Source organism: Streptomyces sp. NPDC048172 (assembly GCF_043202595.1).
In the GTDB taxonomy this organism is placed as follows: domain Bacteria; phylum Actinomycetota; class Actinomycetes; order Streptomycetales; family Streptomycetaceae; genus Streptomyces.
On the sequence record NZ_JBIDAT010000005.1, the window covers coordinates 468,561 to 488,570 of the forward strand.

The following is a 20,010-nucleotide window of genomic DNA, read 5'->3' on the forward strand; positions in this document are numbered from 1 at the left end:
GCACGGCCGACCGACCCAACGGACCATCGGAGCAGGAGCACAGCATGAGCGACGCACACACCACCACGGCCTCCGCGCACGGCGGCGGACCGTTCATCGCGGCCATCGACCAGGGCACGACGTCCAGCCGCTGCATCGTCTTCGACAAGGACGGCCGCATCGTCTCGGTCGACCAGAAGGAGCACGAGCAGATCCTCCCCAAGCCGGGCTGGGTCGAGCACGACGCCACCGAGATCTGGACCAACGTCCAGCAGGTCGTCACGGGCGCCATGGAGAAGGCCGGGATCACCAAGAAGGACGTCCTGGCGCTCGGCATCACCAACCAGCGCGAGACCACGGTGATGTGGGAGAAGGCCACCGGCAAGCCGGTGCACAACGCCATCGTCTGGCAGGACACCCGCACCGACGCCCTCTGCCGCGAGCTGGGCCGCAACGTCGGCCAGGACCGCTTCCGCCGCGAGACGGGCCTCCCCCTCGCCTCGTACTTCGCGGGCCCGAAGATCCGCTGGCTCCTCGACAACGTCGACGGCCTGCGGCAGCGCGCCGAGAACGGCGAGGTCCTCTTCGGCACCATGGACTCGTGGGTCATCTGGAACCTCACCGGCGGCCCGAACGGCGGACGGCACGTCACCGACGTCACCAACGCGTCGCGCACGATGCTGATGAACCTGCACACCATGGAGTGGGACGAGAAGATCTGCCAGTCCATCGGCATCCCGATGGAGGTCCTGCCCGAGATCCGCTCCTCCGCCGAGGTGTACGGCGAGGCCACCGGCGAGCTGGAGGGGCTGCCCGTCGCCTCCGCGCTGGGCGACCAGCAGGCGGCCCTCTTCGGCCAGACCTGTTTCGCCACCGGTGAGGCCAAGTCGACCTACGGCACCGGCACCTTCCTGCTGATGAACACCGGGCACGAGCCCGTCAACTCGTACAACGGCCTGCTGACCACCGTCGGCTACCGCATCGGCGACCAGAAGCCGGTCTTCGCGCTGGAAGGCTCGATCGCCGTCACGGGCTCGCTCGTCCAGTGGATGCGCGACCAGATGGGCCTGATCAACAGCGCCGCCGAGATCGAGACGCTGGCCAGCTCCGTGGAGGACAACGGCGGCGCCTACTTCGTGCCGGCCTTCTCCGGGCTGTTCGCCCCGTACTGGCGTTCGGACGCGCGCGGCGTGATCGCGGGCCTCACCCGTTACGTCACCAAGGCGCACCTCGCCCGTGCGGTGCTGGAAGCCACCGCGTGGCAGACGCGCGAGATCGTCGACGCCATGCAGAAGGACTCCGAGGTCGAGCTGACCGCGCTGAAGGTGGACGGCGGCATGACCGCCAACAACCTGCTGATGCAGACGATCTCGGACTTCCTTGACGCCCCCGTCGTGCGCCCGATGGTGGCCGAGACCACCTGCCTCGGTGCGGCCTACGCCGCCGGTCTGGCCGTCGGCTTCTGGTCGGACACCGACGAGCTGCGCGCCAACTGGAAGCGCGCCGCCGAATGGACCCCCCGCATGGACGCGGAGACCCGCGACCGGGAATACAAGAGCTGGCTCAAGGCCGTCGAGCGGACCATGGGCTGGATCGAAGAGGAGAACTGACAGAGATGAACACCCTGCAGAGCGTCCCCGCCCTTGGGACGCACCCGGCCGCCGGCAGCAATCCTGGCCGCGCCGAGACCAGAGAGCTGCTCGCGAACGCGACGTACGACCTGCTGGTGATCGGCGGCGGCATCCTGGGGACCTCGGTCGCCTGGCATGCCGCGCAGTCGGGACTGCGGGTGGCGATGGTGGACGCCGGCGACTTCGCCGGCGCCACCTCCTCCGCCTCCTCCAAGCTGGTGCACGGCGGTCTGCGTTACCTGCAGACCGGTGCGGTCAAGCTGGTCGCGGAGAACCACCACGAGCGGCGGGTGCTGGCCAAGGACGTGGCACCCCACCTGGTGAACCCGCTCACCTTCTACCTGCCCGTCTACAAGGGCGGCCCGCACGGCGCCGCCAAGCTGGGCGCGGGCGTCTTCGCGTACTCCGCGCTCTCCGCCTTCGGCGACGGCGTGGGCCGGGTCATCTCCCCCGCGAAGGCCGCCGCCGACAACCCGGCGCTGCGGACGGACAACCTCAAGGCGGTCGCGGTCTACGGCGACCACCAGATGAACGACTCGCGCATGGCCGTCATGACGGTCCGCGCGGCCGTCGAGTCGGGCGCGGTCGTCCTCAACCACGCCGAGGTCACCGGGCTGCGCTTCACCCGCGGCCGGGTGACGGGCGCCGAGCTCAAGGACCGTACGGACGGCACCGAGTTCGGCGTGAACGCGCGCCTGGTGCTCAACGCGACCGGCCCCTGGGTCGACCACCTGCGGACGATGGAGGACAGCGGCGCGGCGCAGTCCATCCGGCTCTCCAAGGGCGCGCACATCGTGCTCAAGCGGAAGTCGCCGTGGCGCGCCGCGATGGCGACCCCGATCGACAAGTACCGCATCACCTTCGCGCTGCCGTGGGAGGACCAGCTCCTGCTGGGCACCACCGACGAGGAGTACACGGGCGACCCGGCGGACGTGCGGGCGACCGAGGCCGACATCCAGCAGATCCTGGACGAGGCGGCGTTCTCCGTGAAGGACACGGACCTCGACCGCTCCCTGATGACGTACGCCTTCGCCGGGCTGCGCGTGCTGCCGGGCGGTCCCGGCGGCGTCGAGTCGGCCAAGCGCGAGACGGTCGTCACCGAGGGCCGCGGCGGGATGCTGTCGGTCGCGGGCGGCAAGTGGACGACGTACCGCCACATCGGCCGTACGGTCATGAACAAGCTGGAGAAGCTGCCCGGCGGCGGCCTCGCCGAGGACTCGGTGCCGGTCAAGGAGCTGGTGCGGCGCACCCCGCTGCCCGGCATCTCGAACCCGAACGCGGTCGCGCACCGGCTGCTGGTCGACCGCGAGCCGGGCGTCCGGATGGACCCGCTGACGGCCCGCCAGCTGGCCACGCACTACGGCTCGCTCTCCTTCGACATCGCCCGGCTGGTGAACGAGGACCCCTCGCTCGGCGAGCGCGTCCACCCGGACGGCCCGGAGATCTGGGCCCAGGTCGTCTACGCCCGTGACCACGAGTGGGCCGAGACGGTCGACGACGTGGCCCGGCGCCGGATGACGCTCACCATCCGCGGCCTCGACACGCCGGAGGTCCGCGAGCGCGTGGAGAAGATCCTCTCGGAGCGGCAGGCCTGACCCTCCCGCCGCCGCGCACACGGCCCGTCCGCCCCGCTCCCCCGGGGCGGACGGGCCGTTCCCGTGCCGCCGGTGCCGTGCCGCCGTTCCCGTGCCTCAGTCCCGCTCGCCCTCCACGAGGGCCTCGGCGACGCGCGTACGGGCGTAGAGCACCACGCGTCCCGTGCGGTGGGCGCTGACGAGCCCGGCGTCGCGCAGGGCCGTCAGGTGCTGGGAGACGCCGCCGGGCGAGAGGCCCGTGCGGTGCGCGAGGCCGGTGGTGGACGCGGGCGCGGCCAGCTCGGCGAGCAGCAGCGCCCGGGTACGGCCGAGGACGGCCGCCAGGGCCCGGTTGCGGCGGCAGGGGCGGGGCTCCCACAGGGTGCCGACGCCGCGCGGCGGATAGCGCACGGCGGGCTGCGGCTCGTGCTCGTCCAGGGTGACGAAGACCCGCGGCCAGACGAACGCGGACGGGCAGAGCAGCAGCCCGCGGTCCGCGAGGTGCCGCAGCCCGCTGAGGCAGCCGTGCTCCAGCCGCAGCGTCCCGGAGTCCCAGGCCGTCCGGGGCCCGAGGTCGGAGAAGAGGCTGCGCGCGCCGCCGTCCGCGAAGCGCGCGGCGCGGTCCCGGATGTCGGCCTCGCACAGGGCGCGGATGCGGGCCCAGTGCGGCGCGAGCGCCACCTCCCAGTACGCGGCGATCACCTCGGCGAGGCGGCCCAGCCCGCGGTCCGGGTCGGCGCACAGCTCGTCGACGCGGGGCAGCGCCGCCTTGGTCGTCGTACGGCGCAGCTCGGCCCGAGTGGTGCCGCGCAGCGTCGCCAGCTCGACGTCCAGGGAGGGCTGCGGGGTGGTCGGGGGCGGGACGAGGAAGCCGGGTATTCCGCGCGTCGGCAGAGCGATCAGGTCGAACAGGGGCGCGAGGTCGAGCTTCGCCGCGGCGAGCGCCGGGCGTACGCGCTCGGTCCAGCGCCGGTGCAGCCCCTGCCCGTCGGCGCCCTTGAGGACCCGCACGCTGGCCACGACCTCCCACAGCGGCGAGACGGCGAAGCGCGTACGGGCCATGTCCTCCGCCGAGAACTCGATCGCCAGCTGCTCCCCCGACTGCTCACGGCGCACCATTCGGCCGAGACTAAATCATTGGTACGGGGGGACGGGGCCCGGCACCGTACCGGGCATGCCCAAGACAAGTCCCTGGGGGATCCCCGACTTCCGCACGCTCTTCACGGCCTCGGCGCTCAGCCAGCTCGGCACGAACGTCGGCTATGTCGCCGTCCCGCTGGTCGCGGTCTCCGCGCTCGGCGCGGGCGCGGGGCAGGCCGGGCTGCTGGCCACGCTGAGCACGGTGGCGTTCCTCCTGATCGGGCTGCCCGCCGGGGCGTGGGTCGACCGGATGCGGCACCGCAGGGTGCTCATCGCGGCGGACCTGACGCGCACCCTGCTCTTCGCCTCGGTGCCGGTGGCCTGGGCGCTGGACGTGCTGACGCTGGAACAGCTCTACGTGGTCGTGCTGCTGAACGGCTGTGCGACGGTCTTCTTCGACGTGGCCTCGCAGAGCTTCCTGCCGATGCTGACCGGCCGCGAGGGCCTCGTCCGCGCGAACGCGGCGATCGTGAGCCTCCAGGCCGCGGGGAACGTGGCGGGCAGGGGCGCGGGCGGCGGCTTCGTGCAGCTCCTCACGGCGCCGGTGGCGGTCGTCGGCGTGGGCGTCCTCTATCTCGCCTCGGCTCTGCGGCTCGTCGGGATCAGGACGCGGAACGGCGCGGAAGCGGAACCGGGGCGGCCGCGCACGGGGCTGCGGACGCAGATCGCCGAGGGGCTGCGCCATGTGCTCGGCAACGCGGAGCTGCGCGCCCTCGCGCTCACCGCCTCGGTCGCCAACCTGGGCGGGCAGATCGTCAATACGCTCCTCCCGGTGCTGTTCACCCGCGAACTCGGCCTGTCCGCCGGCGTGCTGGGGCTCTACTGGGCCGCGGGCGGCGTCGGCATCTTCCTCGGTGCCCGGCTGGCGCGGCCCCTCGCGGCGCGGCTCGGCCACGGCAGGGCGCTCGGCGTCCTGGGGGCCTGTGCGGCGCCCGCGGCGCTCGTCGTACCGCTGATCGGCCGGGGCGGCTGGCTGTGGCTGGCGGGTGCGGGCTGGCTGGTGACGGCGGCGAAGATGGGCGTGGACAACGTGCTGGGCGTGAGCCTGCGCCAGCGCCTGACGCCGGAGCCGCTGCTCGGCCGTATGAACGCCACCTTCCGCTTCATGCTCACGGGCGCGGTCGCCGTCGGCTCCGCGGTCGCCGGAGTGCTGGGCGAGTTCACGGGCCTGCGGGTCGCGCTGTGGGTGGGCGGATGCTGCATGGCACTGGCGTTCCTGCCTGTCTTCCTCTCGCCGGTCCGCAAGCGCCGCTCCCTCCCGCCCCAGGCGGTCGCGGCGCGTGGCGTCCTCCTCTCCCATGGGGAACGGGGGCACTCCGCGCGCTGAAGGGCGCGCGGGGGCGGTACGGAAGCGGATCCCGAGCGCGGCGGGCCGCGGCCCGCCGTACGCGGCGAGGGCGGGGTACTGTCGGTCGCGACTCACCAGATCGACCCGCTGCCGGGGCCGCACTCGAACTGCGGGCGCCCTCACGGGGCGGCCCAAGTGGTGGTCGCAGCGGTACTTCGACCAGGTCGCGGTGATGTCGTACGACACGGCGCTCCCCCTGGAGAGCCTCTACGGCGGCTACGTCGCCCAGCAGACGGTGCTCGCCCTGGAGGCGGCGGCGCTTCGGGCTCGCCCTGTATGTCGGCTTCGAGGCGACCGACAGCGACTGGGAGGCGTACCGGCGGGGCTGGTCCGGAGGTTCCGGGTCATAATGAGGGCCCAGACATCGGATGTCTGTGGCGTGAGGATCAGGGATTTCAGCCGGGGAGGCACAGTGGCGGTTACCGACGAGGCCATCGAGAAGATCAAGGGAATGATCGTCTCGGGCGCGCTGGGCCCCGGCGACCGGCTGCCGAAGGAGAGCGAGCTCGCCACCGAGCTGGGCCTCTCCCGCAACTCCCTGCGGGAGGCGGTGCGCGCCCTCTCCCTGATCCGGATCCTCGACGTGCGCCAGGGCGACGGCACGTACGTGACGAGCCTGGACCCCCAGCTGCTGCTGGAGGCCATGAGCTTCGTCGTGGACTTCCACCGCGACGACACGGTGCTGGAGTTCCTCGCGGTGCGCCGCATCCTGGAGCCCGCCGCGACCGCGATGGCGGGGTCCAGGATCCCGGAGGCCGAGCTGGAGGAGCTGGAGGCGCAGCTCGACGCGCTGGGCGAGGCGCCGTCCGTGGAGGAACTGGTCGCCGCCGACCTGGAGTTCCACCGCCGCATCGTGGCCGCCTCGGGCAACTCCGTGCTGTGCTCCCTCCTGGACGGCCTCTCCGGGCCGACGACGCGGGCCCGGGTGTGGCGCGGCCTGACCCAGGAGGACGCGGTCAGCAGGACCCTCTACGAGCACCGCCAGATCCTCGGCGCCCTCCGGGCCCGCGACACGGAGGCGGCCCGGTCGTGGTCGACGGTGCACATCGCGAGCGTGGAGCAGTGGCTGCGCTCGACGCTGTGAGGTGCCGGGCGGGCCGCTCGGCCCCTCAGCGCCCGCCGCGCGCGTAGCGCCGTACGGCCAGGGGGACGAAGACGGCGAGCAGCAGCGCGCTCCACGCCAGACTGCCCGCGACGGGGTGCGCGACGGGCCAGGCGGCGTCGGCCGGTGCGGGCGCGTTGCCGAACAGGTCGCGCAGCGCCGAGGTCACCGCGCTGACCGGGTTCCACTCGGCGACCGTACGGAGCCCGCCGGGGAGCCCCTCGGAGGGGATGTACGCGTTGGACAGCAGCGGCAGGATGAACGTGACGCCGCCGAGCTGCCCCGCCGCCTCCTCGTTCCGGGTCAGCAGCCCCAGATAGGCGCCCACCCAGGTCGAGGCGAGCCGGAAGAGGAGCAGCAGCGCGAACGCGGCGGCGGCCTCCCCCGCGCCGCCCTCGATCCGCCAGCCGACGGCGAGCCCGACCAGCACGAGCGGGACGAGGCCCACGGCCGAGGTGACCAGATCGGCGGCGGCCTGCCCCACGGGGACGGCCGAGCGGCTGATCGGCAGCGTACGGAAGCGGTCCATCACGCCGCGGTGGGTGTCCTGCGCGGCCTGGAACATCCCGGTCATGATGCCGCCGAGCGCGGTGGCCGACAGCAGCCCCGGGACCAGGTACGCGCGGTACTCCTGTCCGGGCATGGCGACGGCGCTGCCGAACACGTAGCCGAAGAAGAGCAGCATCGTGATGGGCATGGTCTGGGTGAGGACCTGGAGCCCGGGATTGTTCCGGACGCGCTGGAGCTGCCGTCCCAGCATCGTCCAGCCGTCGGCGAGGGCGGCGCGGGGGCCGCGTCCCTCGGTCACTCGCCCGGCGTCGACGTCGATGACACTCATACGGCCTGCTCCTTCGTCTCGTCGTTCCGGGCTTCCGTCTCCGCGCCGGTGAGGCTCAGGAAGACCTCGTCCAGGCTGGGCGCGCGCAGCCCGGCGTCGCTCACCGGGACGCCTGCGGCGTCGAGTTCGCGGACCAGTCCGGGGAGGGTCAGCTCGCGCTCCTCACCGGCCAGCCGGGCGCGCACGGTGCGGCTCTCCTCGTCCTGCACGGGCGTGCTGCCGGTGAGGCACGCCAGGGTGTGCGCGGCGGGCGCGAGGGAGGCGTCGTCGGGGACGACGACCTCGGCGTAGGTGCCGACGCGGGCCTTCAGCCCGGCGGGCGTTCCGGTCACGGTGGCGCGCCCCTGGTCGACCAGGGTGACGCGGTGGGCCAGCCGGTCCGCCTCCTCCAGGTACTGGGTGGTGAGCAGCACGGTGGTGCCCTGCTCCGCGAGTGCGGCGACGGCGTCCCAGATCCGCAGGCGGCTCGCGGGGTCCAGCCCCGTGGTCGGTTCGTCGAGGAAGAGGACCTGGGGGCGGGTGACGAGGCTCGCCGCGAGGTCGAGGCGCCGGCGCATGCCGCCCGACCAGGTGCTGACGGGCCGGTCGGCGGCGTCGGTCAGCTCGAAGCGCTCCAGCAACTCGTCGGCACGGCGGTTCCGTTCGGCCCCGGAGAGGCGGCGCAGCCGGGCGAAGAGCCGCAGGTTCTCGCGGCCCGTCAGGTCGACGTCGAGCGAGGCGTCCTGCCCCGTGACCCCGATGCGCGCGCGGACGGCGTGCGGCGCGCGCACGACGTCGTGCCCGGCGACCCGCGCGGTGCCCGCGTCGGGGGCGAGCAGCGTGGTGAGCAGGCGGACGGCGGTGGTCTTGCCGGCCCCGTTGTGACCGAGGAGGCCGTGGACGGTGCCCTCCGGCACCTCCAGGTCGAGGCCGCGCAGCGCGTGCACGGAGCCGAAGCGCTTCTCCAGGCCCTCACTAAGTACGGCGTACGTAGTAGACATGCGGCCACCATAGCGCACTACGTACGGCGTACGTAACTAGGATGGGTCCCGAGGTGATGAGCAATGTCAGGGCGTACCGCCGAGCCCGGAGTGATCTGGTCCCGTCCCGAGCGGACGGGACGCGGCCCCCGGCCCGCGTACACACGGGGCGACATCGCGGAGGCCGCCGTACGGATCGCCGACGCGGACGGCGCCGACGCCGTCTCGATGCGCCGCGTCGCGGCGGAGCTGGGCTGCGGCACGATGTCGCTCTACAACTACGTGCCGCGCAAGGAGGATCTGCACGAGCTGATGGTCGACGCCGTCATCGGCGAGTACGACCTCTCGCCGGAGCCCTCGGGCGACTGGCGCGCCGACCTGCTCGACATGGCCTACCGCACGCGCGCGCTGATGCACCGCCACCCGTGGCTGCCGCGCATGATGTCGCCGGTCTACGGCTTCAGCCCGAACGGCCTGCGGTATCTGGAGCACGCGCTCAGCTGCATGGACGGCCTGGAGGCGCCCTCCGGCGCGAAGCTGGAGCTGCTCGCCATGCTCAACGGGATGGTCACCACGTACGTCTCCAACGAGCTGGCCACGGCCGAGCGGACCCGGTCCCTCCCCTGGAGCGAGGAGCAGGAGCAGGCCGTGCGCGCCACCTACCTCGTCCGCCGTCTCGCCGAGGGCGAACACCCGCGGCTGGCGGCGGCACTGGCGGAGGACAGCGGCCCGATCGACCTGGAGGCGGGGTTCGACCGGGCGCTGCGGCGGGTGCTGGACTCGTACGTGGTCTAGGGCCCTAGGGGGTGCCCGCCGGGATTCCGTACACGCGGGCCGCGTTGCCGCCGAAGATCGCCTCACGCTCCCCCGCCGTCAGATCGGCCGTCGCCTCCTCCGCCAGCACGGTCACCTCGTCGTAGCTCGCCGCCAGGGTGCACACGGGCCAGTCGGAGCCGAACAGCACGCGCTCGGGCCCGAAGGTCTCCAGGACGTGGCGCGCGTACGGGAGGATCTCCGTGCGCGCCCAGGTCTTCCAGTCGGCCTCGGTCACCAGCCCCGAGAGCTTGCACACCACGTTGGGACACGCGGCGAGTTCCGCGAGCAGGTCCGCCCAGGGCTGCCACTCCCCCGCCGCGACACGCGGTTTGGCCGCGTGGTCGAGGACGAACCGCAGCTCCGGAAGCGCGCGTACGGTCGCCACGGCCGAAGGCAGCTCCCTCGGGGTGACCAGAAGGTCGTACACCAGGCCCGCGCGGGCCAGACGGGCGAGCCCTTCGCGCACATCGGCCCTGCAGAGCCATTCCGGGTCGTCAAGTCCCTCGGTCTGGTGACGTATCCCGGCGAGCCCCGGCGGCAGTTCGGGACCGTTCGGTGCCGTCAGGTCCGCCCAGCCGACGACGGCCGCCACCCGGTCGGAGCGTTCCTTGAGGGCGAGCAGTTCGCGGGTCTCCTCTGCCGAATGGCACGCCTGGACGACGACCGTGGCGTCGATCCCGTACGTGTCCAGATGCGGCGCGAGATCCTCCTCCGTCCAGGTGCGGTTGACCGGGTCGGCCCAGGGGCCGTCCATCCAGGGCAGCGGGCGGCGGGCGACGTCCCACAGGTGGTGGTGCGCGTCGATCCGGATCATGTCAGCAAGCCCTTCGATGTCAGCGGAGCCTTCATGTCAGCGGAGCCTTCACGTCAGCGGAGCCTCCCCCGGCAGCGGCAGGTCGTCGTCCAGCAGGCCCTCGGCGACCAGGTCCCCCCACAGCGCGCTCGGGACGGTCAGCCCGGACAGCCGTACGTTGTCACGCACCTCGTCCGCCGACGAGGCCCCCACCACGGCCGAGACGACCGCCGGGTGCCCGAAGGGGAAGCGCAGCGCGGCGGCGCGCAGCGGCACGCCGTGCCGGGCGCACACCTCCGCCATCCGGCGGGCCCGGTCCACGAGCGGGGCCGCGGCCGGGGCGTAGTCGTAGTGCGCCCCGGGGCGTGGGTCGGCGAGCAGCCCGGAGTTGTAGACGCCGCCCGCCACGACGGCCGTGCCGCGCCGCTCGCACACGGGCAGCAGGTCGTCGTACGCGGAGCGGTCGAGCAGCGTCCAGCGGCCCGCGCACAGCACCACGTCGACGTCCAGGTCGGCGACCAGCCGGGCCAGGACGTCGCTGAAGTTCATGCCGAAGCCGATGTGCCGCACCACGCCCTGCGCGCGCAGCGCGGCGAGCGCCGGGAACCCGGACTCGTACACCTCGCGCAGATGGTGCTCCACGTCGTGCAGATAGACGATGTCGACATGGTCCGTGCCGAGGCGCTCCAGGGAGGATTCCAGGGTGCGGCGGATGCCGTCGGCGGTGAAGTCCCACTCGCGGGCCCGTGCCGGGGTGTCCACGAAGCCCTCGGCGGGCGGGCGTTCGCCCGCCACGACGGGGCGCAGCCGGCGGCCGACCTTGGTGGAGAGCGTGTACGTCTCGCGGGGCACACCGGCCAGGGCCCGGCCGAGCCGCTCCTCGGAGAGCCCGACGCCGTAGTGCGGCGCGGTGTCGAGGTACGTGCAGCCGAGCTCCAGCGCGGTGCGCACGACAGCCCGCGCCCGGTCCTCCTCCATGGAGGCCGCGAGATTCCCGAGCTGCGCGCAGCCCAGGCCCAGGCGCGGGGTGCCGAGCGGGGGCACCGGGGGGTTCGCCATCAGCGGGTCACTCCTGGCGCTCGCCGCTGGCGAACCGGGAGATGATCAGCGCGACGATGATGATCATGCCGTTGAGGAACTGGTTCCACAGCGGCGGCACCCCGCCGAGCGTCATCACGTTGACGACGAGCTGGAGGGTGAGCACACCCGTCAGCGCGCCGAAGACCGTGCCCCGGCCGCCGCGCAGCCCGATGCCGCCGATGACGGCCGCGGCGAACACCTGGAAGATCCAGCCGTCGCCCTGGCTCGCGGAGACCGAGCCGTAGTGGCCCGTGTAGAGGATCCCGGCGAAGGCGGCCAGAACTCCCGCCAGGGCGAGCACGATCCAGGTGATGCGGTCCGTACGGATGCCCGCCGCGCGGGCCGCCTCCGGATTGCCGCCGATCGCGTAGAGGGCGCGCCCGTGCCGCATGTACGCCAGGAAGAGCCCGGCCGCCGCGTACAGCAGCAGGCAGAGCCATACGGCCGCGGGTACGCCCAGCCAGTCGGCCTTGCCGAGGTAGCGGAACGAGTCGGGCACGTTGACGATCGACTGCCCCTCCGAGATGCCGACGTGCAGGCCGCGCAGCATGGTGAGCATGCCGAGGGTCGCGATGAACCCGTTCACGCGCAGCTTGAGCATCAGGAAGCCGTTGGTGCCGCCGATGAGCGCGCCCACGGCGAGGCAGAGCGGAATGGCCATCCAGGTGGGGAAGAGGCCGAGCCCGTGGAACCTGTTGCCCTCCGCCGGCAGCACCAGCCACATCGCGACGACCGGCGCGACGCCCAGGGTGGACTCCAGGGAGAGGTCCATACGGCCGCAGATCAGCACGAGCGCGAGGCCGAGGACGAGCAGCCCCAGCTCCGTGGACTGCTGGACGACGCCGACGAGGTTGTCGGTGGTGAGGAAGGCGGGCGAGACGATGAAGCCGATCAGTCCGAGGACGAGGATGACCGGCACCAGGGACAGGTCGCGCCAGCGGGCGAAGTCCAGCTTCGGCCGCTGGCGTTCCTCCTGCGCGCTGTCGAGGCCGTCCGCCAGCTCGCGGGCCGACGGCTGGGCTGTGTCGGTCATGATGCGTTCCCCTCCGGCGTTTCCGCGCGGTCCTGTCCGGACGTGCCGTCCTGTTCGGTCATGCCTTCCATCGCCGCGACCAGCTCCTGGTCGCTCCATCCGGTGCCGTACTCCGCGACGACGCGCCCGTGGAAGAGCGCGAGCACCCTGTCGCACACCCGCAGGTCGTCCAGCTCGTCGGAGACGATGAGCGCGGCACGCCCCTGGTCGGCGACCTCGCGGACGACGCCGAGGAGCGCGTCCTTGGACTTCACGTCCACCCCCGCGGTGGGCCTGATGGCGACCAGGACGCGCGGGTCGCGGGCGAGCGCGCGGGCGATGACGACCTTCTGCTGGTTGCCGCCGGAGAGCCCGGAGACGGGCTGCGAGGGCCCCGACGTCTTGATGTCCAGCGACGTGATCATCTTGCGGGCGAACTCCCGCGTACGGGACGGCAGTACGGCGCCCCAGCGCCCGAGCTGGTCGGCGACGGTCAGGGTCGCGTTCTCCGCGACGCTGCGCTGCGGGACGAGGCCCTGGACGTGCCGGTCCTCGGGGACGTAGCCGATGCCCGCGTCGAGCGCGTGCGGCACGCTCCCGGGCCGTACGGCACGGTCCCGTACGGTCACCGTCCCGCCGCTCTGGCGGCGCAGCCCGGCCAGGGTCTCGCCGATCGCGGTGTTGCCGCTCGCGGTGGCACCGGCGAGGCCCAGGACCTCGCCCGCGCGGACGGTCAGGTCCACGGCCTCGAACTCGCCCTCCAGGGCGAGCCCGCTGGTGCGCAGCACGGGGCCGCTGTCGGCCGAGACGCCCGCGGACTGGAAGACGGGCGCCGCGGCGCCGCCCTCGGCACGCGAAGCGCGCTCCGGACCGCCCTGGCCGCCCTGGCCGTCCTCGCCCGCCTCGCCCTCCTCGGCCGTCATCGCGGCGACCAGCTCGCGCCGGGGCAGCTCGGCCACGGGCGCGGTCAGCACGTGCCGGGCGTCACGGTAGACGGTCACCGTGTCGCACAGCTCGTAGACCTCCTGGAGGTGGTGCGAGATGAACAGGAACGCGACGCCCTGCTCGCGCAGTTCGCGCAGCTTGTCGAAGAGCCGCTCGATGCCGCCCGCGTCGAGCTGCGCGGTCGGCTCGTCCAGGATGACCGTACGGGCGCCGAAGGAGAGGGCCCGCGCGATCTCCACGAACTGCCGCTGTTCGACGCCGAGGTCCTTGGTGCGCGCGGCCGGGTCCACCTCCACGCCGTACTCCCCCAGCAGTTCCCTGGCCCGCGCGCGCAGCTCGGGCCAGCGGATGCGGGGGCCGCCGGGGAAGCGGTTGAGGAAGAGGTTCTCGGCGACGGTCAGCTCGGGGACGACCATGGAGCGCTGGTAGACGCAGGCCACGCGGGAGCGCCACGCCTCGGTGTCGCCGTGGTGCGGGGCCGGTTCGCCGTGGAAGGTGATCCGGCCCTCGTCGGGGCGGTTCATGCCGGTGAGGACGGAGACGAGCGTGGACTTGCCGGCGCCGTTCCGCCCCACCAGCGCGTGCGCCTCGCCGGGCCGTACGGTCAGGCCGACGCCGTCCAGCGCGAGCGTCGCCCCGTACCGCTTGACGACGCCCTCGGCGTGGACGGCGGCGGGCGGGTCCGCCGTACGGGTGCCGGGCCCGGTCACTTCTTCTTGTCCATCTGGTTGGCCCACAGCCCCTTGTCGTCGACGTTCTCCTTGGTGACGAGGGGCGCGGGGAGCTGGTCCTCCAGGCCGTTCTTCAGCTTGATGATCTTCGACTTGTGGTCGGTCGGGCCCGGCTTGAACTTCTTGCCGTCCAGCGCGTCCCTCGCGTACTCCAGCGCGTACTTGGCGTAGAGGTCGGCGGGCTGGGAGAGGGTCGCGTCGATCTTGCCCTTGCGTATCGCGTCCAGCTCCTCGGGGATGCCGTCGTTGGAGATGATCGCGATGTGGCCCTTCTCGCCCGCCTTCTTAAGAAGCTTCTTCTGCTCCAGCAGGGCGAGGGTGGGCTGCAGGAAGGCGCCGCCCGCCTGCATGTAGATGCCGTCGAGGTCGCGGTGCTGGGCGAGCAGGCTCTGGAGCTTGCCGGACGCCTCCTTGCCGTCCCAGTTGGTCGGCAGCTCGTGCACCTTGATCTTCGGGTACTTCTTCTTCATGCAGGACGCGAACGCCTGCGACCTGTCGCGCCCGTTGATCGAGCTCAGATCGCCCTGGAGCTCGGCGACGCGGCCCTTGCCGCCCAGCTTCTCGCCCAGGTACTCGCAGGACTTGCGCCCGTAGGCACGGTTGTCTGCGCGCACCACCATGTAGACCTTGCCCTTGTCGGGGCGGGTGTCGACGCTGACGACGGGGACGTCCTTCTCCTCCAGGTTCTCCAGGGTCGAGGCGATCGCGCCGGTGTCCTGCGGCGCCATCACGACGGCCTTGGCGCCCTGGTCGCTGAACGCCTGGACGTTGGTGACGAGCTTGGAGACGTCGTTCTGGGAGTTGGACAGGGGCAGCGCGTCCACGGTGCCCTTGCCGACGCCCTTCTTGACGTACCCCTGGTAGGCGGTCCAGAAGTCGGTGTCGGTGCGCGGCATGTCGATGCCGACCTTGCCCTTGGCGGCGGCTCCGCCTTCGCTGCCCCGGTTGCAGCCCGCGAGCGCGGCGGCTGTCAGGAGCACGGCGCAGGAGACGGCGCCGGTGGTACGGAGGGTGCGCGTCGTACGAGCGGTGCGCGTGTGCGGTCGCATGAGGTCGTCCTGTCCTCGGGGTCCTCGGGAGGGGGATGGGGGGGGATCGCGTGGTGCTGTCCGTCAGTCGTCCGGCCCGGCCGGTCGCAGCCGCAGGCCCTGCATGCCGCCGTCCACGGCGAGCGCGGTGCCGGTCACGGCGGCCGAGCGGGGGCTCGCCAGGTACGCGACGGCGTCGGCGACCTCGTCGGCGCCGACCAGCCGCCCGGTGGGCTGGCGCGCCTCCAGCGCGGCCCGCTCGGCGGCCGGGTCGTCGGCCTGGTCCAGCAGCCGACCGATCCAGGGGGTGTCGGCGGTGCCGGGGTTCACGCAGTTCACGCGGATGCCCTCGCGCACGTGGTCGGCGGCCATGGCGAGGGTCAGCGAGAGGACGGCGCCCTTGCTCGCCGAGTACAGCGCGCGCTGCGGCAGCCCGGCCGTGGCCGCGATCGAGCAGGTGTGGGTGATCGAGACGCGCCCGGGCCGTTCCTCGGCGGCACGCCGCAGATGGGGCAGTGCCGCGCGGTCCGTACGGACCAGGCCCATCAGGTTGATGTCGAGGACGCGCTGCCACTCGGCGTCGTCGTTGTCGGCGACGGTGCCGACGGCGCCGATGCCCGCGTTGCCGACCACGACGTGCAGCCCGCCCAGTTCGTCCGCCGCGCGGTCCACGGCGGCACGTACGGCCGCGTCGTCGGTGACGTCCGCCTTGAGCGCGAGGGTGCCCTCGGGCGCGCCGGTCGGCTCCCGGTCGAGCACGGCGACGCGCGCGCCCCTGTCGCGCAGCGCGGCGGCGACGGCGGCCCCGATGCCGGAGGCGCCGCCGGTGACGAGCGCGGGGACGTCCTCGAAGTCGCGTGCGGGGTGCGGGTGCTGGGTCATCGGGGTACCTCCGGTTCGTCGCGCTCGGCCGGTTCGTCGCGTGGGGCGCGTTCCCGCCAGACCGCGCCGTCGGGATAGCGGTGGGCCTCGACCGACTCGGGCCGGATGCGGGCGGAGAAGCCGGGCGCGCTGGGCGCCTGGTAGCGCCCGTCCCGTACGACCACGGGGTCGGTGAAGTGCTCGTGCAGATGGTCGACGTACTCGATGACCCGGTCCTCGGTGGTGCCCGAGACGGCGACGTAGTCGAACATCGCCAGGTGCTGCACCAGTTCGCAGAGCCCGACCCCGCCCGCGTGCGGGCAGACGGGCACGCCGAACTTCGCGGCGAGCAGCAGGATCGCGAGGTTCTCGTTGACCCCGGCGACGCGTGCCGCGTCGATCTGGACGAAGTCCACGGCGCCCGCCTGGAGGAGCTGCTTGAACACGATCCGGTTGGCCACGTGCTCCCCCGTGGCGACCTTCACGGGCTGCCCGGCGCGCACGGCGGCGTGGCCGAGGATGTCGTCGGGACTGGTGGGCTCCTCGATCCAGTACGGGTCGTGCGCGGCCAGCGCGCTCATCCAGCGCACGGCCTCGTCCCTGTCCCAGCGCTGGTTGGCGTCCACGGCGATACGGACGCCGGGGCCGACGGCCTCGCGCGCGAGCCGCATCCGGTGGATGTCGTGGTCGAGGTCGGCGCCGACCTTCAGCTTGATCTGGGTGAAGCCGTCGGCGACGGCCTGGTGGGCGAGCTTGACGAGCTTCTCGTCGGAGTAGCCGAGCCAGCCGGGCGAGGTGGTGTAGGCGGGGTAGCCCCGCGCGCGCAGCGCGGCGGCGCGCTCGGCCCGCCCCGGTTCGGCGGCGCGCAGCAGCTCCAGCGCCTCGTCGGGCGTGAGCGCGTCGGTGAGGTGGCGGAAGTCGACGAGGCCGACGAGCTCCTCGGGGCTGAGCGAGGCGAGATGGGCCCAGAGCGGCTGCCCGGCGCGCTTGGCGGCGAGGTCCCAGGCGGCGTTGACGACGGCGCCCGCCGCCATGTGCATCACGCCCTTCTCGGGCCCGAGCCAGCGCAGCTGCGAGTCATGGGTCAACTCGCGGTGCAGGCCGCCGAGATCGCCGGTGACGGCGTCCAGGGGGCGCCCCTCGACGTACGGCCGCAGCGCGTCGATGGCGGCGACGACGACGTCGTTCCCGCGGCCGATGGTGAAGCAGAACCCGTGCCCTTCGTGGCCGTCCGGCGCGTCGGTGCGCAGGACCACATAGGCGGCGGAGTAGTCGGGATCGGGGTTCATGGCGTCCGAGCCGTCGAGCTGCTCCGAGGTGGGGAAACGAATGTCGTGGACCTCGACCCCGGTGACGCGATACATCGGACCTCTGTTCATAGGTCCGATGTATAGCCGTGTCACCTCCACGGCGTCCAGGGGTGTGCAGCAGGAATCAGGACGCGTGCGGGGGCTGCGGAGGGGGCACCGTCACGCCGTAGGCTGGGCCCGCACGGAACGACCGCGTAGGTCAGCAGGAACTGAGAACGGCTGCCGGGGGCGGAGCGAGGGGCTCTCCTCCGGCCGGAAGGAGGCGCTGGGTGATCGAGCTGGAGGGGGTTCCCGAGCTGGTCGACCCAGTCATGGTGGCCGCGTTCGAAGGCTGGAACGACGCCGGTGACGCCGCCTCCACCGCGGTCAGCCATCTGGAGCGCGAGTGGAAGGGCGAGGTCTTCGCCGCGCTCGACGCGGAGGACTACTACGACTTCCAGGTCAACCGTCCCCAGGTCTGGCTGGACGGCGGCGTCCGCAAGGTCACCTGGCCCACGACACGGCTCTCGGTCGTGCGCGTGGACGACGCGGACGGCCAGGGCCGCCAGCGCGACCTGGTGCTGGTGAAGGGCATCGAACCGAGCATGCGCTGGCGCTCGTTCTGCAACGAGATCCTGGGCTTCGCGCACGAGCTGGGCGTCGAGATGGTCGTGGTGATGGGCGCACTGCTCGGCGACACCCCGCACACCCGCCCCGTCCCGGTGACCGCCGTGACGTCCGACCCCGACCTGGCCCGGAGCATGAGCCTGGAGGAGTCCCGCTACGAGGGCCCGACGGGCATCGTCGGCATCCTCCAGGAGGCCTGCACCCACGCGGGCGTCCCCGCCGCCAGCCTCTGGGCCTCCGTCCCGCACTACGTCTCGCAGCCGCCGAACCCGAAGGCGACCCTGGCCCTCCTCAACCGCCTGGAGGACCTGCTCGGCATCCGCGTCCCCATGGGCGAACTCCCGGAGGACGCCCGCGCGTGGCAGCTCGGCGTCGACCAACTGGCCGCCGAGGACAGTGAGGTCGCCGAGTACGTGCAGTCCCTGGAGGAGGCCCGCGACACGGCCGAGCTCCCGGAAGCGTCCGGCGAGGCCATCGCGAAGGAGTTCGAACGCTACCTCCGTCGCCGAGACGGCTCCCCCAAGCCCTCGGGCGAACCCCCTCAACCTGAGCTGGGCCCCGAGTCACCCGACGATTCCGACGACCCCGACGAGTAGGCCCCTTCAGGGGCGCGGGGCTGTATCGATTTGCGGCTCCGCCGCGTGGGCGCGACCGGTCCAAGACTTTCGGGCTTGCCCGATTAGGGGCGCGGGGAACTGCGCGCCAAGCCACGACGCGGCCGCAGCCCGCGAACCACAGCCCGGGGCAACCCGAACCCGGCCCCGTTACGCAGGGCACCCGGCGAAGTGGGCTGCGCTTGCCAACCCTGCGCCTTGCGCAGACTTCCCAAGCTTCGCAGGGCGGAGGGAGAAGCAGGGGCGCGGGGAACTGCGCGACAAGCCCTCACGCACCCGCAGCCTGCGAAGCGCAGCGCGGGGCAGCCCCTGCTCAGCAGCAAAAGCAAAGCAGGGGCTCCCTCAGCCACAGAGGGCTACAGGGCCACGCCCAGCAGTGCGTCGACGGTCCGGGACACAAGGCCCGGCGCCCCCTCGTCCGTACCGCCCGAACGCTCCTGCGAGGCCGCCCAGCGGTCGACCGCCGCGAGAGCGGCCGGCGCGTCGAGGTCGTCCGCGAGCGCGGCCCGCACCTCCGCCACCAGCTCCTCCGCCGCCGGACCGTCCGGCCGCGAGACGGCGGCGCGCCAGCGCGCGAGCCGCGCCGTGGCCTCCTCCAGCAGCGCGTCCGTGTACTCCCAGTCCGCCCGGTAGTGGTGCGCGAGCAGCACGAGGCGGATCGCGGCGGGGTCCACGCCCTCGCGGCGCAGCGCCGAGACGAAGACCAGGTTGCCCTTGGACTTCGACATCTTCTCGCCGTCCAGCGCGACCATCCCCGCGTGCACGTACGACTTGGCGAAGGGGAACTCGCCGGTCAGCGCCTGCGCGTGCGAGGCGCCCATCTCGTGGTGCGGGAAGACGAGGTCGGAGCCGCCGCCCTGGACGTCGAAGCCCATGCCGAGGTGCTCCAGGGCGATGGCCACGCACTCGATGTGCCAGCCGGGCCGCCCTGGGCCGAGCGAGGCGCCGTCCCACGACGGCTCGCCCTCGCGCGCCGCCATCCAGAGCATGGGGTCGAGGGGGCTCTTCTTGCCGGGCCGCTCGGGGTCGCCGCCACGCTCGGCGGAGAGCAGCCGCATCGTTTCCGCGTCGTAGTGCGAGACTCCGCCGAAGTGGGCGTCGGACTCGACGGAGAAGTAGATGTCGCCTTCCAGCTCGTACGCCGCGCCCATGTCACGCAGCCGCTCGACCATCGGCACGATCTGGGGGATCGACTCGACGGCGCCGACGAAGTGACGGGGCGGCAGCATCCGAAGGGCCGTCATGTCCTCGCGGAAGAGGGCGGTTTCGCGCTCGGCGAGCTCGGTCCAGTCGTCACCGTTGGCGACGGCCCGCTCCAGGAGCGGATCGTCGATGTCGGTGACGTTCTGTATGTAGTGAACCTGCCGCTTGTTGTCGAGCCACACGCGCTGCACGAGGTCGAACGCGTTGTACGTCGCCGCGTGCCCCAGGTGGGTCGCGTCGTACGGCGTGATGCCGCAGACGTAGATACGGGCGACAGGACCGGGGGCGAGGGTCACCCGTCCGCCGGTCGCGGTGTCGTGGACGTCGAGGTCGCGGCCCTGGCCAGGCAGGACGGGGACCTCGGAAGCGGGCCAGGCATGCATGTCATGAGCCTAACCCGGACAGCTGTTCTCCATACGGGCCGGATGCGTGTGATCTAC

Annotated in this window: 17 protein-coding genes and 1 pseudogene; 7 read left to right on the plus strand and 11 right to left on the minus strand. The window is 72.7% G+C overall.

The genetic code is table 11. The annotated features are described in order from the left end of the window. Positions 1-44: 44 nt before the first annotated feature. Positions 45-1,589, plus strand: coding sequence for a glycerol kinase GlpK (glpK, locus tag ACGF3A_RS23785; protein ID WP_393732273.1), 1,545 nt, complete (start codon positions 45-47; stop codon positions 1,587-1,589). A gap of 5 nt (positions 1,590-1,594) precedes the next feature. Further along, a complete protein-coding gene (locus tag ACGF3A_RS23790) occupies positions 1,595-3,205 on the plus strand; it encodes an FAD-dependent oxidoreductase (protein WP_393732274.1) in 1,611 nt (536 codons plus the stop codon). A gap of 96 nt (positions 3,206-3,301) precedes the next feature. Here the strand turns inward: ACGF3A_RS23790 and ACGF3A_RS23795 are convergent, their stop codons facing one another. Next, positions 3,302-4,303: a DUF5937 family protein gene (locus ACGF3A_RS23795; RefSeq protein WP_393732275.1), complete on the minus strand. Its 1,002-nt coding sequence runs from the start codon at positions 4,301-4,303 to the stop codon at positions 3,302-3,304. Between the two features lie 55 nt (positions 4,304-4,358). Here ACGF3A_RS23795 and ACGF3A_RS23800 point away from each other — a divergent pair, with 55 nt between their 5' ends. From ACGF3A_RS23800 to ACGF3A_RS23810, 3 genes and pseudogenes are all read left to right on the plus strand, one after another. Further along, entirely contained in the window at positions 4,359-5,651 is a 1,293-nt protein-coding gene (locus ACGF3A_RS23800) for an MFS transporter (protein ID WP_393732276.1), read from the plus strand. 60 nt (positions 5,652-5,711) lie between these two features. Then, positions 5,712-6,022: pseudogene (locus ACGF3A_RS23805) on the plus strand (hypothetical protein); the annotation flags it as partial. A gap of 62 nt (positions 6,023-6,084) precedes the next feature. Then, positions 6,085-6,756: a FadR/GntR family transcriptional regulator gene (locus tag ACGF3A_RS23810; protein ID WP_393732277.1), complete on the plus strand. Its 672-nt coding sequence runs from the start codon at positions 6,085-6,087 to the stop codon at positions 6,754-6,756. A 25-nt stretch (positions 6,757-6,781) separates the two neighbouring features. Here ACGF3A_RS23810 and ACGF3A_RS23815 read toward each other — a convergent pair whose 3' ends face one another. Together ACGF3A_RS23815 and ACGF3A_RS23820 are read right to left on the minus strand one after the other, a co-directional pair. Beyond that, entirely contained in the window at positions 6,782-7,534 is a 753-nt protein-coding gene (locus tag ACGF3A_RS23815) for an ABC transporter permease (RefSeq protein WP_393732650.1), read from the minus strand. A gap of 74 nt (positions 7,535-7,608) precedes the next feature. Next, positions 7,609-8,592: an ATP-binding cassette domain-containing protein gene (locus ACGF3A_RS23820; RefSeq protein ID WP_393732278.1), complete on the minus strand. Its 984-nt coding sequence runs from the start codon at positions 8,590-8,592 to the stop codon at positions 7,609-7,611. 63 nt (positions 8,593-8,655) lie between these two features. On the opposite strand from ACGF3A_RS23820, the gene ACGF3A_RS23825 reads away from it, so the two are divergent. After that, positions 8,656-9,366 (plus strand): TetR/AcrR family transcriptional regulator, encoded by a 711-nt coding sequence (locus ACGF3A_RS23825; protein WP_393732279.1) that lies wholly within the window; start codon positions 8,656-8,658, stop codon positions 9,364-9,366. A gap of 4 nt (positions 9,367-9,370) precedes the next feature. On the opposite strand, the gene ACGF3A_RS23830 is transcribed toward ACGF3A_RS23825, so the two are convergent. The 7 genes from ACGF3A_RS23830 to ACGF3A_RS23860 all read right to left on the minus strand — a co-directional run bounded on the left by ACGF3A_RS23830 (position 9,371) and on the right by ACGF3A_RS23860 (position 17,216). After that, positions 9,371-10,201 carry an amidohydrolase family protein gene (locus ACGF3A_RS23830; protein ID WP_393732280.1) on the minus strand — a complete coding sequence of 277 codons (831 nt, stop codon included), beginning with the start codon at positions 10,199-10,201 and terminating at the stop codon, positions 9,371-9,373. Positions 10,202-10,249: 48 nt separating this feature from the next. Then, positions 10,250-11,239: an aldo/keto reductase gene (locus ACGF3A_RS23835; RefSeq protein ID WP_393732281.1), complete on the minus strand. Its 990-nt coding sequence runs from the start codon at positions 11,237-11,239 to the stop codon at positions 10,250-10,252. A gap of 7 nt (positions 11,240-11,246) precedes the next feature. Then, complete coding sequence (locus ACGF3A_RS23840; protein ID WP_393732282.1) at positions 11,247-12,293, minus strand: ABC transporter permease; 1,047 nt, start codon at positions 12,291-12,293, stop codon at positions 11,247-11,249. Next, the gene (locus tag ACGF3A_RS23845; protein ID WP_393732283.1) at positions 12,290-13,927 is read right to left on the minus strand and encodes a sugar ABC transporter ATP-binding protein; all 1,638 of its coding nucleotides are present in this window, start codon (positions 13,925-13,927) and stop codon (positions 12,290-12,292) included. Before ACGF3A_RS23845 ends, ACGF3A_RS23840 begins: the two co-directional genes overlap by 4 nt. After that, positions 13,924-14,997 carry a sugar ABC transporter substrate-binding protein gene (locus ACGF3A_RS23850; RefSeq protein WP_393732284.1) on the minus strand — a complete coding sequence of 358 codons (1,074 nt, stop codon included), beginning with the start codon at positions 14,995-14,997 and terminating at the stop codon, positions 13,924-13,926. Before ACGF3A_RS23850 ends, ACGF3A_RS23845 begins: the two co-directional genes overlap by 4 nt. A gap of 63 nt (positions 14,998-15,060) precedes the next feature. After that, positions 15,061-15,858, minus strand: a complete 798-nt coding sequence (locus tag ACGF3A_RS23855; protein ID WP_393732285.1) for an SDR family NAD(P)-dependent oxidoreductase — start codon at positions 15,856-15,858, stop codon at positions 15,061-15,063. Further along, the gene (locus ACGF3A_RS23860) at positions 15,855-17,216 is read right to left on the minus strand and encodes an enolase C-terminal domain-like protein (protein ID WP_393732286.1); all 1,362 of its coding nucleotides are present in this window, start codon (positions 17,214-17,216) and stop codon (positions 15,855-15,857) included. The genes ACGF3A_RS23855 and ACGF3A_RS23860 overlap by 4 nt, the downstream gene beginning before the upstream one ends. A gap of 200 nt (positions 17,217-17,416) precedes the next feature. On the opposite strand from ACGF3A_RS23860, the gene ACGF3A_RS23865 reads away from it, so the two are divergent. Beyond that, on the plus strand, positions 17,417-18,349 hold the full coding sequence (locus ACGF3A_RS23865) for a PAC2 family protein (protein ID WP_393732287.1): 933 nt from the start codon (positions 17,417-17,419) through the stop codon (positions 18,347-18,349). Positions 18,350-18,723: 374 nt separating this feature from the next. Here ACGF3A_RS23865 and mshC read toward each other — a convergent pair whose 3' ends face one another. Further along, positions 18,724-19,953, minus strand: a complete 1,230-nt coding sequence (gene mshC / locus ACGF3A_RS23870; protein WP_393732288.1) for a cysteine--1-D-myo-inosityl 2-amino-2-deoxy-alpha-D-glucopyranoside ligase — start codon at positions 19,951-19,953, stop codon at positions 18,724-18,726. Between the last annotated feature and the right edge of the window lie 57 nt (positions 19,954-20,010).

Bases quoted from the DNA above. Each gene is read 5' to 3' on its own strand.
- ACGF3A_RS23855 (WP_393732285.1), bottom strand. From the start codon at position 15,858: ATGACCCAGCACCCGCACCCCGCACGCGACTTCGAGGACGTCCCCGCG.
- glpK (WP_393732273.1), top strand. From the start codon at position 45: ATGAGCGACGCACACACCACCACGGCCTCCGCGCACGGCGGCGGACCG.
- mshC (WP_393732288.1), bottom strand. From the start codon at position 19,953: ATGCATGCCTGGCCCGCTTCCGAGGTCCCCGTCCTGCCTGGCCAGGGC.
- ACGF3A_RS23800 (WP_393732276.1), top strand. From the start codon at position 4,359: ATGCCCAAGACAAGTCCCTGGGGGATCCCCGACTTCCGCACGCTCTTC.
- ACGF3A_RS23850 (WP_393732284.1), bottom strand. From the start codon at position 14,997: ATGCGACCGCACACGCGCACCGCTCGTACGACGCGCACCCTCCGTACC.
- ACGF3A_RS23830 (WP_393732280.1), bottom strand. From the start codon at position 10,201: ATGATCCGGATCGACGCGCACCACCACCTGTGGGACGTCGCCCGCCGC.
- ACGF3A_RS23835 (WP_393732281.1), bottom strand. From the start codon at position 11,239: ATGGCGAACCCCCCGGTGCCCCCGCTCGGCACCCCGCGCCTGGGCCTG.
- ACGF3A_RS23815 (WP_393732650.1), bottom strand. From the start codon at position 7,534: ATGCTGGGACGGCAGCTCCAGCGCGTCCGGAACAATCCCGGGCTCCAG.
- ACGF3A_RS23795 (WP_393732275.1), bottom strand. From the start codon at position 4,303: ATGGTGCGCCGTGAGCAGTCGGGGGAGCAGCTGGCGATCGAGTTCTCG.
- ACGF3A_RS23860 (WP_393732286.1), bottom strand. From the start codon at position 17,216: ATGAACAGAGGTCCGATGTATCGCGTCACCGGGGTCGAGGTCCACGAC.
- ACGF3A_RS23790 (WP_393732274.1), top strand. From the start codon at position 1,595: ATGAACACCCTGCAGAGCGTCCCCGCCCTTGGGACGCACCCGGCCGCC.
- ACGF3A_RS23820 (WP_393732278.1), bottom strand. From the start codon at position 8,592: ATGTCTACTACGTACGCCGTACTTAGTGAGGGCCTGGAGAAGCGCTTC.
- ACGF3A_RS23825 (WP_393732279.1), top strand. From the start codon at position 8,656: ATGTCAGGGCGTACCGCCGAGCCCGGAGTGATCTGGTCCCGTCCCGAG.
- ACGF3A_RS23840 (WP_393732282.1), bottom strand. From the start codon at position 12,293: ATGACCGACACAGCCCAGCCGTCGGCCCGCGAGCTGGCGGACGGCCTC.